The sequence below is a fragment of the Streptomyces sp. NPDC087859 genome, assembly GCF_044742595.1.
GTDB classification, from domain to species: Bacteria; Actinomycetota; Actinomycetes; order Streptomycetales; family Streptomycetaceae; genus Streptomyces; species Streptomyces canus_F.
The window spans coordinates 228,749-241,597 of record NZ_JBIUUU010000015.1 but is presented as its reverse complement, the minus strand read 5'-3'; the positions used below and the strand labels follow the sequence as shown (position 1 = coordinate 241,597).

Annotated in this window: 7 protein-coding genes; 1 reads left to right on the top strand and 6 read right to left on the bottom strand. The window is 71.2% G+C overall.

Annotation, left to right across the window (positions count from 1 at the left end; genetic code table 11):
- Positions 1-3 precede the first annotated feature (3 nt).
- Genes ACIOHP_RS34280 through ACIOHP_RS34270 form a run of 3 tightly spaced genes read right to left on the bottom strand, consistent with a single transcriptional unit; the run spans position 4 to position 3,704 of the window.
- A complete protein-coding gene (locus ACIOHP_RS34280; RefSeq protein ID WP_361545913.1) occupies positions 4-939 on the bottom strand; it encodes a carbohydrate ABC transporter permease in 936 nt (311 codons plus the stop codon).
- Positions 936-1,976: an ABC transporter permease subunit gene (locus ACIOHP_RS34275; protein WP_361490252.1), complete on the bottom strand. Its 1,041-nt coding sequence runs from the start codon at positions 1,974-1,976 to the stop codon at positions 936-938. Before ACIOHP_RS34275 ends, ACIOHP_RS34280 begins: the two co-directional genes overlap by 4 nt.
- 27 nt (positions 1,977-2,003) lie before the next feature.
- Positions 2,004-3,704, bottom strand: a complete 1,701-nt coding sequence (locus tag ACIOHP_RS34270) for an extracellular solute-binding protein (protein WP_401893527.1) — start codon at positions 3,702-3,704, stop codon at positions 2,004-2,006.
- A 326-nt stretch (positions 3,705-4,030) separates the two neighbouring features.
- On the opposite strand from ACIOHP_RS34270, the gene ACIOHP_RS34265 reads away from it, so the two are divergent.
- Positions 4,031-6,883, top strand: coding sequence for a glycoside hydrolase family 3 C-terminal domain-containing protein (locus ACIOHP_RS34265; RefSeq protein ID WP_401893525.1), 2,853 nt, complete (start codon positions 4,031-4,033; stop codon positions 6,881-6,883).
- A 155-nt stretch (positions 6,884-7,038) separates the two neighbouring features.
- On the opposite strand, the gene ACIOHP_RS34260 is transcribed toward ACIOHP_RS34265, so the two are convergent.
- From ACIOHP_RS34260 to ACIOHP_RS34250, 3 genes are all read right to left on the bottom strand, one after another.
- A complete protein-coding gene (locus tag ACIOHP_RS34260; protein WP_401893523.1) occupies positions 7,039-8,484 on the bottom strand; it encodes an aldehyde dehydrogenase family protein in 1,446 nt (481 codons plus the stop codon).
- Between the two features lie 180 nt (positions 8,485-8,664).
- Positions 8,665-10,278: a PucR family transcriptional regulator gene (locus tag ACIOHP_RS34255; RefSeq protein WP_401893521.1), complete on the bottom strand. Its 1,614-nt coding sequence runs from the start codon at positions 10,276-10,278 to the stop codon at positions 8,665-8,667.
- A 132-nt stretch (positions 10,279-10,410) separates the two neighbouring features.
- Complete coding sequence (locus ACIOHP_RS34250; RefSeq protein WP_401893520.1) at positions 10,411-12,825, bottom strand: ATP/GTP-binding protein; 2,415 nt, start codon at positions 12,823-12,825, stop codon at positions 10,411-10,413.
- Between the last annotated feature and the right edge of the window lie 24 nt (positions 12,826-12,849).

The window sequence follows — 12,849 nt, the reverse complement described above, 5'->3', positions numbered from 1 at the left end:
CGGTCAGCCCTTCACCGCACCGGTCAACATGCCCTTCTTGAAATGCCGCTGGACGAACGGCGACAGCACAGCCACCGGCAGCAACGCCATCACCATGACCGCCATCTGCACGGCCAGCCCCGACAGCTGCCCCGTCTTGATCGCCTGTCCCAGCCCGACCGGAGCCTCCTGCTTCTGCACGAGCTGGATCATGACGTTCTGCAGCGGCATCATGTCCTGGTCGTTGAGATACAGGGACGCGTTGAACCAGGCGCTCCAGTACCCGACGGCGTAGAACAACGTGATCACCGCGATGACGGCACGCGACAGCGGCATGATGATCTGCCACAGGATCCGGAAGTCCCCGGCCCCGTCGATCCGCGCGCTGTCGGTCAGCTCCGGCGAGATCCCCATGAAGAACCCGCGCAGGACCAGGATGTTGAAGACACTGATCGCGCTCGGCAGGATCAGCGCGAGGTAGCTGTCGGTCAGCCCGAGGGTCTGCACCAGGAGATAGGTGGGGATGAGCCCGGCGCTGAAGAACATCGTCGCCAGCAGCGTCATGAGGATCCACCGGTGCCCGACGGACTCCGTCCGCGACAGCCCGTACGCGCACAACACGGACACGGTCATGGAGAACGCCGTGCCGACGAGAGTGACCAGGACGCTGATGATCGCCGCCCGGGTCACCTGGCCGCCGCTGAGCAGCTCCTGGTAGGCGATGAAGGTGACACCCTTCGGCACCATCACCAGACCGCCGGCCTCGTCGATGGTCTTGCGCGAGGAGATGCTGGTGACGACGACGATCCACAGCGGGAAGAGGATCGCGAAGCAGGCGATGCCCAGCACCAGGCCCTTGCCCGCCAGCCCCACCTGCGAGGGCTGCTCCTCCCACACCGGCCGGGGCGGCGCGGTCCACCGGCCGGGCTTCTGTACAGGCTTGTCGATCACGGCGGTCACTTCTTGTACACCCCCTGCTCGCCCATCAGATGGGCCACCTTGTTCGCGGCCAGGACGAGACCGATGCTGATGACACCCTTGACGAGTCCGGCGGCGGCCGCGTAGCCGAAGTCCTGGTTGCGGACGCCGTTCCACCACACGAAGGTGTCGAGCACTTCCGAGGCGCCCGGTCCCACGGCATCTCGTTGCAGCAGGATCTGCTCGAAGCCGACGGTCAGGGCGTCACCGACGCGCAGGACCAGCAGCAGCGCGATCACCGGCCGGAGGGCCGGCAGGGTGACGTGCCACATCCGGCGCCAGCGGTTGGCGCCGTCCATCGCGGCCGCCTCGTACAGGTCGGGGCTGACGGCGGCCAGGGCGGCGAGGAAGACGATGATCCCCCAGCCGGCGTCCTTCCAGACCGCCTGCGCGGTGACCAGGAACTTGAAGGTGTTCGGGTCGGTCATGATGTCGAGGCCGTCGTACCCGTGGTCGCGCAGCAGTGTCGAGAGCAGTCCGGCGCCGCCGAGCAGCTGCTGGAAGACCGCGATGACCAGCACCCACGAGAAGAAGTGCGGCAGATACAGCACGGCCTGCGCGATCGCCCGCACCCGGGGCCTGACCACGCTGTTGATGAGCAGCGCGAGCAGGACCGGGATCGGGAAGAACAGCACGAGCTGGAGGAAGAACAGCACCAGCGTGTTCTGGACCGCCTGCCAGAACGAGGAGTCCTCGAAGATCCGCTGGAAGTTCTCCAGCCCCACCCAGGGGCTGTGCAGCATGGACACGACGCCGTTGTCGCTGATGTAGGGGTCGTAGTCCTGGAAGGCGACCACGTTGCCGAGGATCGGCACGTAGTTGAAGAGCAGGACCAGGGCGACGGCCGGCAGCGTCATCATGAGCAGGACGCGGTCGCGTCTGAGCCTGAGCCGCAGACTCAGCTTGCCGGGGGATCGTTTCCTCCCCGAGCGGGGACCGGTGGCGTCGCCGGACGCCACCGGGGTCTTGTCCGTCGTGTCGGCCTCGGCCCTGCTCCGAGGCACCGTGCTGTGGGACACGGCCGTTCTCCTTGCCTCGGTACCGGGTCAGCTGGCCGCGGAGCCGTTCTCGTCCAGGATCTGCTTGTACCAGTCGCGCAGCTTGTCTCCGCCCTTGCTCTTCCAGTCGGAGACGGCCTGCTGCATGTCGCTGATCTTCTTGCGGCCGCGGACGATGTCGTCCTCCAGCTGCTCGAAGTCGTTGGAGAGGTTGGTGTAGCGGTTGGGCTCGGTGATCTGCATGCCCCAGAAGGTGGACTTCTTGGTGAAGGCGCCCATCCGCTGCTCCCACTCGACCTGGCCCTTGGCGACCTCGGGGAAGTCGGGGTGCGCGAGGGTCGCGGCGGGGCTGGCGACCATGACGTAGGCGTTCATCACCTCGAGGTTGCCCTGGTCGGTCTTGGCGGGGACGCCGTCCTTGACGGTGTAGTGGGTCCCCTCCACGCCGTAGTTGGTCATCATGTACTCCTTGGTGCCGTACGGCGCCGCGGTGACGTTCGCGACGGCCAGTACGTCACGGATGACCGCCTCGGAGGCCTTCTTGTTGACGAAGGCGAAGATCCCGGCGGGCTGTTCGGCCCACATCGTGGGGTTGCCGCCGTCGTGGCCCCAGACGTCCATGCCCCAGATCTTGAACTTCGGGTTCTGGGTGGCCTGTTCGGCGGTGCGGCCCCACCACTGGGAGATGTTGTTGGCGTAGATCAGGAACTCGCCGGCCGCGAACTTGGGCCCGGGGTCCGGGGCGTTCTTGCCCATCTTGGAGTCCGGGTGGACGACCCCCGCCTCGAACAGCTTGCGCGACCACTCCAGCGCCTCGAGGTACTGCTCGGTCTCGACGCGGTAGACCAGCTTGCCGTCGACCATGTTCCAGCCGAGCGGCTTCTCGCTGCCGGAGAAGACACCGAAGGCCTGGAAAGCGGTCCACTTCATGTCCAGACACGCCCAGCGCTTGGCCTTGGCGTTGGTGATCTCCTTGGCCAGCGCCATGAACTCGTCGCAGGACTTGGGTATTTCGTACCCTTCCTTGTCGAAGATGTCCTTGCGGTACAGGGGCACGATGCTGGGCGCCCACGGCGCGGGCATCGGCAGGCCGCGCAGCTTGCCGCCGAAGATGGAGCGCTGCCAGGCGTCCGTCGGGATGGCCGCGAGGTTCGGGTAGTCCTTGACCGCGTCGCCGGACAGGTAGGGGCCGAGGTCGGCGAACTTGCTGATGATAGCGGTGGGTATCTTGCCGCTCATGTTCCAGCCGGGGACGACCACGACGTCCGGGATGTCGCTGGAGGCGAGGATGGCGCCGAGCTTCTGGTCGTAGGTGTTGCCGTCCTGGTTCTGCCAGGCGACGTCGACGCCGATCAGCTCGTTCATCGCCTTGTAGTAGGCGTTGCCGCTCTTCGGCGGGGAGCCCCAGAACGGCGACATGATGGTGACCTTGCCGCCCTTGCCGAGCTTCTTGGTCACCGACGTCTTCAGGGTGGCGAGGTCCAGCTTGCTGGTGAACCCGATCGCCGAGCCGTTCTTGGCGGGGATGTCCGGCGTCACCACGTTGCTGGCCACGTACGCCGGCAGGATCTTCTTCGCGTCCTTGCCCGACGTGGTGCCGTCACGCGAGCCACTGTCCGAACCGCCGCAGGCGGAGAGCAGCGGCACCCCGCCCGCCACCGCTGCGGTGGCCACCGCGGTGGAGGCGAGGAAGCTTCTCCGGCTGGGACCGGAAGGACCAGAGGAGGGGGCAGCGGCGTTCGGCGTCATTGCGTCAACCCTTCATGGCGCACCAGGACACCCGGCGGAGGAGCCGTCGGCTGCGGTGTCTTGAGTGGAACTGGCTGAGCTGAAGCGCTCTTTCGACTTGTACGGTCACCGTGTAGTCGAAGCGCTTCGATGTTGCTGTGAGGTTAAGTGAAGCCCTGTGGGTGCACAAGGGTCGCTCCCAATATTCCTCCGAGGTAGGGGAGGCGACCTTTTCTTATGCACCGCTTGAAGTGATGGCGCTGCTCCCTTGACACCCACCCCGGTGTCGAATGAGCATCGAAGCGCTTCGAAAGGGCTCGACCGCTCCACTCCAAGGGGAACCCCACGTGACCGCACAGCCGCCGCCCACGCCGCCTTTCCGCGATCCGCATCTGCCGTTCGCGAAGCGCATCGACGATCTGCTGTCGCGGCTCGCCCTCGACGAGAAGATCGGGTTCCTGCACCAGTTCGCCCCGGCCGTCGAGCGGCTCGGCGTCGACGCCTTCCGCACCGGCCAGGAGGCCCTGCACGGGGTCGCCTGGATGGGCCCGGCGACGGTGTTCCCGCAGGCGGTGGGCCTGGGCGCGACCTGGAACACCGATCTCGTACGACAGGTCGGCGAGGCCGTCTCCAAGGAGGTCCGCGCGATGCGGGCCCGCGACGAGCGCATCGGCCTCAACGTCTGGTCCCCGACGGTGAACCTCCTGCGCCACCCCCTGTGGGGCCGCAACGAGGAGGGTTACTCGGAGGACCCGAAGCTCACCTCGGCGATCGCCGTCGCGTACACCCGGGGTCTGCGCGGCGACCATCCGACGTACTGGCGCACCGCCCCCGTCCTGAAGCACTGGCTCGCCCACAACAACGAGACGGACCGGGCCACTTCGTCCAGCTCGGTCCGCCCGCGCGTGCTGCACGAGTACGACCTGCGCGCCTTCCGCGAGACCGTCGAGGCGGGCGCGGTGGCCGGGGTGATGCCCGCGTACAACCTGGTCAACGGCCGCCCGAACCACGTGAGTCCGTATCTGCGCGAGCACCTGCGCACCTGGACGGACGAGGACCTGCTGGTCTGCTCGGACGCGGGCGCGCCCTCCAACCTGGTCGACCACGAGCACTACTACGACACCCACGAGGAGGCCACCGCGGCCTCGCTGCTGGCCGGCGTCGACAGCTTCACCGACCACGGCACGGACAGCTCGCAGATCACCGGACGGGTCAAGAAGGCGTACGAACAGGGCCTGTTGACCGAGGCCGACATCGACACGGCGGTCCGCCGCCAGCTCTCGGTCCGCTTCCGCCTCGGCGAGTTCGACCCGCAGTACGACCCGCACGCACTGACCAGGGACTTCGACACCCCGACCCATCGCGCCCTCGCACAGGAGGCGGCCGAGCAGTCGGTCGTCCTGCTGCGCAACGACGGTGTGCTGCCGCTCGCCCCGGACACCCGGCTCGCCGTGGTCGGCCTGCTCGCCGACGAGTGCAAGCTCGACTGGTACAGCGGCACGCTGATCCATCGCTCCACCCCGCTGGAGGGCCTGTACGAGCGGTTCGGCGCCAACCGGATCGAGTTCGCGGAGGGCGTGGACCGGGTCCTGCTGAAGGCGTCGGACGGAACCTTTCTCCGGGTGCCCGAAGCGAACGCCGACGACGAGGTGCGCGGCGCCGAGGGTGCCCTCGACCCGGCACTGCTGGCGGGCCGTACGGACCTCCCGCCGCTCACCACCCACGCGGTCGGCACCGAGCTCGCCCTGATCGACTGGGGCGAGGGTGTGCTGACCCTGCGCGCTCCCGACGGCCGCTATCTCTCGGTCGCCGAGGACGGGTATGTGCGCGCCTCCGCCGACCAGCCCGGAGGCTGGGTCGTCCAGGAGACGTTCCGGCTGGAACCTCATGAGAACGGACACCTCCTCAGGCACGTCGGTACGGGTCGCCACGTCTCTGTCGGCACCGACGGAGTAAAGGTTGCCGATGAAAACGCGGAACTCGACGATCAGCCCGAAATCTTCACGCTGATCATCGCCGAGCACGGAAGGGACGCGGTCGCCAGGGCCGCCGCCGAGGCCGATGTCGTGCTGGTGGTGGCCGGCAACGACCCGCACATCGACGGCCGCGAGACCGAGGACCGCAGGACCCTCGCCCTCCCGGCCCACCAGGACCGCCTGCTGCGGGCGGCCCGCGCCGCCAACCCGAACACGGTGCTGGCCCTGGTCTCCGCCTACCCGTACACGTTCCAGCCGGGTCCGCTGCGGGCCGCGCTCTGGATGTCCCACGGCGGCCAGGCCGCCGGCACCGCGCTGGCCCGGGTCCTGGCCGGCGACGTCTCCCCCGCGGGCCGCCTCCCGCAGACCTGGTACGCCGACGACGCCGACCTGCCCGACCTGCTGGACTACGACGTGCTCGGCGGCCGCCAGACGTACCTGTACTACGAGGGCACCCCGCTGTTCCCCTTCGGGCACGGTCTGTCGTACGCGTCCTTCTCCTACGGCGATCTCACGTCCCGTACGGGGGAAGGGGCGTTGCACGTCTCCTTCACGGTCATGAACACGGGGGACGTGACGGCCGACGAGGTCGCCCAGCTCTACACCCGCGCCGTGGACCCCTCGGTCCCGCGCCCGCGCCGCGAGCTGGTGGCACACCGCAGGGTCACGCTCGCCCCCGGCGAGAAGGCGGAGCTGACCTTCGAAGTCCCGTTGTCGGCCTTCGAGTTCTGGGACGTGGCGCACGGCCGGTGGCGCCTGGAGCCGGGGCCGTACGACCTGATGGCGGCCGCCTCCAGCGAGGATGTGCGACTGCGTACGACGGTTCTCCTGGACGGCGAGCCGGGCCAACCGCGCCCTGTCGTCGAACGGGGCCTGGACGGGGCCGACTTCGACGAGCAGAGCGGTGTCGCGATCGTCGACCGGACGAAGGCGGCCGGCGACGCGGTGACGCCGGCGAACGGCGGGGCGGCCGAACTGGTCTACCGCGCCTGCGACTTCGGGGCGGGTGTCACGGAGGTGACGGTGGCCGTGGCGGGCGAGGGCGCGGTGGAGATCTCACTCGACGGCGGTCCGGCGCTGGCGACACTGTCACCGGAGACGCCCACGTCAGGGCCGTACGGCTATGTCACGCTCCGCACCGGGCTCACGGCCTCCGGTGTGCACGACGTCCACGTCAGGCTGCGCGGCCCGCTGCGGCTCGCGCGTGCCGGCTTCTCCGGCTGAGGGTCCGGAGGAGATCGGCACAAAGAAGGGGCCCGGCACCGGAAGGCATCGGTGCCGGGCCCCTTCGGGACGGTGAGCCACCGTCGCTGCGACGACCTTAGCTGAAAATGGTTCCCATTAGCTAGAGGCGTCGGGGCACGGATGTGCCCGCAGGGTCAGAGCGCGAGTCCGGTGAGGACGAGCACCCGCTCGTAGGTGTAGTCGTCCATCGCGAACTTCACGCCCTCGCGACCCACACCGGACTGCTTGGCGCCGCCGTACGGCATCTGGTCGGCGCGGTAGGAGGGCACGTCACCGATGACGACGCCGCCGACCTCGAGCGCGCGGTGGGCGCGGAAGGCGACCTGGAGGTCGTGGGTGAACACGCCCGCCTGGAGGCCGTACTTGGAGTCGTTGGCGGCCGCGAAGGCCTCGGCCTCGCCGTCCACCTTCTGCACGGTCAGGACGGGTCCGAAGACCTCCTCGCAGGAGATCGTCGTGTCGGCCGGTACGTCGGTGAGGACGGTCGGCGCGTAGGAGGCGCCGTCGCGCTTGCCGCCGGTGACGAGGGTGGCGCCGGCGGCGACGGCCTCGTCCACCCACGTCTCGACACGCTTGGCGGCGTCCTCGCTGACCAGCGGGCCGACGTCGGTCTTGTCGTCGGACGGGTCGCCGGTGACCTGGGCCTCGACGGCGCCGACGATCCGGGGAAGCAGCCGGTCGTACACCGACGCGTCGGCGATGACCCGCTGCACGGAGATGCAGGACTGGCCGCCCTGGTAGTTGGAGAAGGTGGCGATACGCGTCGCGGCCCAGTCGAGGTCGGCGTCGGAGGCGTAGTCGCCGAGCACGACCGCCGCGCCGTTGCCGCCCAGCTCCAGGGTGCAGTGCTTGCGCGGCACCGAGTCCATGATCGCGTAGCCGACCTTCTCGGAACCGGTGAAGGAGATGACGGGCAGCCGCTCGTCCTGCACCAGGGCGGGCATCCGGTCGTTCGGGACGGGAAGGATGCTCCAGGAACCGGCCGGCAGCTCGGTCTCGGCGAGGAGTTCGCCGATGACGAGCCCGGAGAGCGGGGTGGCCGGGGCGGGCTTCAGGATGATCGGCACACCGGCCGCGATCGCCGGGGCGATCTTGTGGGCGCACAGGTTGAGCGGGAAGTTGAAGGGCGCGATGCCGAGGACGACGCCCTTCGGGAAGCGGCGGGTGAGCGCGAGCCGGCCCTGGCCGCCGAGGTCGGTGTCGAGACGCTGGGCCTCGCCGCCGTTGAACCGGCGGGCCTCTTCGGCGGCGAACCGGAACACGGAGACGGCACGGCCGACCTCGCCCCGGGCCCACTTGACCGGCTTGCCGTTCTCGGCGGAGATCAGCTGGGCGATCTCCTCGGTGCGCTCGACGAGGCGGCGGCTCACGTGGTCGAGGGCGGCGGCACGGACGTGGGCGGGCGTGGCGGCGAACTCGTCCCGTACGGCGTACGCGGCGGCGACGGCCTCCTCGGTCTGGGCGTCGCTCGGCACGCTGACCTTGCCGACGACCCGCCCGTCCCACGGCGAGCTGACATCGAAGCTGACCTCGCCGGCGACCTGGCGCCCGGCGAGCCAGAAGGCGTGGGTGGAAGTCATGTCCCGGCCCTTCCGCGTTGGGGGTGTGCGTTGGCTTTCGGGTCCACGGTAGGGGCGGGGGCGCGGAGGGGTGTTTGTCCGGCGCGGAGTGGTGGGGGGTGGGGGTGCGCCGGTTTGGCGGGGTGAGGGGGGGCCGGTTTGGCGAGGTGGGGTGGGCACCGAGCCGTTCCCGCCCCGCGGTCACTGCTCCGTCGACGTCGTCTTCAGCGCCAGCCAGAGCTCCATCCGTACGTCCGGGTCGTCCAGCGACCGTCCGAGGATCTCCTCCACGCGCCGCATCCGGTACCGCAACGTGTGCCGGTGCACACCCAGGTCCGCGGCCGCCGCGTCCCACTGTCCGTGCCGCGACAGCCACGCCCGCAGCGAGGCCACCAGATCCCCCCGCCCCGTCGCGTCATGCTCGGACAGCGGCCGCAGCAACCCGTCCGCGAAAGCCCGCACCGCATCGTCGGCCAGCAACGGCACCACCGACCCCGCCGCCAGCTGCTCATGCTCCACGCACACCCGCCCGCGCCGCCGCGCGACGGACAGCGCCTGCTCGGCCTGCTTGTAGGCGGCCGCCGCCGCGACCGGCCCGACCGGCGCCGACACCCCCACGACCAGCTCGTCCTCGCCCGCCGCGCCGCCCTGCTCCCCCACCGCCCGCCCGGCCTCCAGCCCGGCGGTGTACTCCCCGCACGCCCCGACCGCCGCACCCCCGTCCACGGCCAGCACCACCAGCCGCTCCCCCTCCGCGACGACCAGCACGGCCTCCCCGGCCCGCGCGGCGGCGGACTCCACGACCTCGGCGAGGGCACCCAGAAGGTCACCCTCGCTCGGAGCGCGCCCCTCCGCGGCCATCCGCCCGGCGGGCACCGCCTCGGCGACGACCACCCGGAACGGCGCGTCCAGCAGCGACCCGTACAGATCCCCGGCGACCGCCCGCGCGTGGTCCGGTTCCCCGGCCAGCAGCATCCGCAGCACCGCCGCCCCGAGCCGCTGCTCGGCGGCGCGCAGGGACCGGGACCGCTCGGTGGTCAGGGTCAGCAGGGCGATCGCCGAGTGGACGGCGTACCGTTCCGCCGTCCCCGGCGCCGCCGCCGTCCCCACCGCGAGCGCGGCGCGCGGTCGCCGCCCGGTGCCCAGGGAGTGCAGCTCGACGCGGTCCTCGTTGTCGGGGCCGCCGACCACGGAGGAGGCCGGCGCGGGCCGCTCCCGCAGTCGCTCCACGTCCGCCGTGAGCCGTGCGGCCCGCCGCCCCGCCCACTCCGGCGCGGTGGCGACGACGGCACCGGACGCGTCGTACAGCGCTGCCCACCCGTCCACCTGCGAGGCGAGCGCGGACAGCAGCCCCTCGGGACCGTCCGTCAACGCCTGCCTGGTCAGCTCCCGCTGCGCGGCGAACCCGGCCGTCACCGCCCGGTACTGATCGGCGGCGATGGCCGCGGAGACGGCCTTGCTGATGGCGAGGAAGGGCGTGCGCCGGGGCACTTCGAGCAGCGGGAGCCCCTCGCCCGCGGCGGCGTCGACGAGCGCCTCGGGAATGTCCTCGTAGTTGACCCCGACCGCGAAGCCGAGCCCCACGACCCCCGCCCCGACCAGCCGCTTCACATACCGCCGCATCGCCTGCGGATCCTCCGCGTCCAGTTTCAGCGCGGTGATGAGCAGCAGTTCCCCGCCCTCCATGTACGGCACGGGATCGGCGAGCTCGCTGACATGCGCCCAACGCACGGGGACGTCGAGCCGGTCCTCGCCCGCCCGCACGGTCAGTTTGAGCGCGGAGTGGTGGACGAGCGAGGCGAGCGTGGGTGGCATGGGGCCTTCAGGTCTACGGGGATCGGGCGTGCCCTGTGATCACTTGGCCGTCCTGTATGAACGGCCTGTGCCGATTCTGCCTCACCGTACGGTCACCCGGTCACCGCAAGCCCCCGCAGCGGAAGCCCCGGCCTAGCCCTGTAGATCCACCAGCAGGGGCGGGGCGTGCTCCCCCTTCGCCGCGGTCAGCGACAGCACCGCGTGCCCCGGCGGCACGGCGTGCGCCAGCTCGGAGGCGGACCACCGCTCCCTCTCGACCTGGCGGACGGTGACGGCCTCGGTCGTCACCGCCTTGCCGGTCACCAGCTTGCGCAGGGCGTGCATGGCCCGGGTCATCGGCTGGTCGGCGAAGACCGTGTGCTGGGCGACGTCCTTGGTCTCCACCCACTGGGTGCCCCAGGCTTCGGCGAAGCGGCTGCCGTCCCAGGTCGTCACCCCGGACAGCGCCATCCGGCAGCCGACCGCCCCGAACAGCGGTCCGTGCAGCGCCTCCGGAACGTCGGAGACCGTGCGGAGGGCGAGCACGACCCCCGCGTTCTGCGAGCGCAGCCGCTGGATCCGCCGTACGGACTCGGGGGTCACGGTGCCGGTGGCGTCGTCGACGACCAGTCCGGCGAAGTGATCGCGGCCCCCTTCCCGTACTACGGCGGTGAACTGGGCCAGCACCAGCCGGGCGATCAGCCGGGACGCCTCCGCGTGGCCACGCTCGGGCAGGTCGATCCGGACGCGCAAGGGGTGGTGGACGAGGGCGCGCAGCGAGAACGGACGGATCGTGTCCCCGCCCGAGCCGTGCGAGCCGGCCGAGCCGAAGAAGCCGGCGAACGCGGGCCGGTCCAGCAGTGCCAGCCGGTCGGCGAGGACGGGACCGGGGTCGCCGGGGTGGGTGCTCTGCCGTGCGCGGGCGTCGAGCTCGCGGCGCATCACGGCGAACCGCTCGTCCGCCAGCCCCTCGCGCAGCCCGGCGAGGACCGCGGGGTCCCCTTCCAGCAGTTCGCGCAGGACGGGCAGGGGCGGGAAGTGCCCGTACGCGGTCCGGTAGGGACCGAGGAGCTGGGCGAGGGCCCGCGCCGCGCGCTCGGGGCTCACCGTGTCGAGATCCCCGGCCAGCGCCTCGGCGAGAAGCGCGGCCGCCTCGTCGGGGTCGTCGGTCTCGGCGTACGGGTCGAGGTCGTGCACGGAGCCGGGGTCGCCGACGCGCACGACGACGTCGTACGACGAGTCCGCCCCGATCGGCGTACCCGCACCGCACACCGCGACGACGGCGCAACCGCCGGTGAGTGCCTGCAGAGCGAGGGACTCGGCCACCGGAGCGGTCACATGCCGGGTCTTGCCCGCGCCCGAGGGCCCGACGACCAGCAGTGAGGTGGCGAGGGTCTCCGGCCCGAGAGCCGCGCCCACGCCGCCGTACGCCCGCGGGGTGCGCTCGGCGGTGGCCCACCGTCCGATGCGGACCTGTCCGGTGAGCAGGTCGTGCCGGGCGGTGCGGCCCGCCAGGTCGCGGGCACCGGAGGGGTGGGTGAGCGCGGCGGCGCCCTGGCGCAGCACGGTGTCCGTGAAGGCGGCGAGCCGGCCCTGGCCGCGGGCCCGCTTCCAGCCGCGCTCGATCCGGGCGCAGTCCACGTCGTTCATCCGCCCGGCCAGCACTTCGGCGGTGAGCAGGTCGGCCGCCTGGTGCTGCCCGGCCTCCCGCAGCTCGGGCCAGCGGGCGCGGGGCTGTTCGGCGAGGGGTGCGGGGTGCTGTCCCTGCCGGGCCCGGCGCCGGGCGGCGAGCCGGGTGAGGGCCAGGGACCACCAGCCGCCGATCCGGGCGAACGGCCACAGGACAAGGGCCGTGACCAGGGCGTACAGCGTGTCCGTGGCCCAGGGCGAGGTGTAGACGCCGTATCCGCCGCTAAGGAGGGCGATGAGGGAGAACAGCGGGTTCACTACGGGCAGAGCGTCCCAGCCGACGACGGGGAAGGCGTCCGGGAAAACAAAGCTGAGGGTGATCAGGGCGCCCAGGGCGGCCAGCAGGGCGCGGGCGGGCTGGGGCTTGCGGGTCACCAGGTGCCGCACGACGGCCGGCCAGCTGCCCAGCCGGCCCACCGTGTAGACGAGCACGGCGAAGAAGAGACCGCTGTAGACCTCCAGGGCCTCGATGCCCGGGTACTCCAGCGACTGGCCCTCCAGCCGCTTCGGCGAGGCCATCGTGCCGCCCCACCACCAGTCGTCCGGGGTGAAGAGCCGCAGCAGCGTGAACTGGTACGGGAGCCCGCCGCGCCGCCAGAAGGACCACACCACCAGCGCCACGACGAACGGGATGAGCATGCCGGCCACGGTCAGCGGATTGAGCCGCTCCGCCTTCGAGGCGGCCTTCGGCATCCGGTAGCCGAAGCGCCAGATCCCTGGCTCGGTCGCGGGCCGGGCCTCATTCAGCCAGTCGGCCACGGACGCGCCCGGAGTGTGCGCCGGCCGCGGCGGCGCGTGCGGCACGTCCGGCGGCCCCGCCGGACGCGGCACGGGATTCGCATGCGTACCCCGCGCGTCCTGCGTCCCGTCCCTGTCCATCGCCCTCGTTCCCTGACCAGCCGT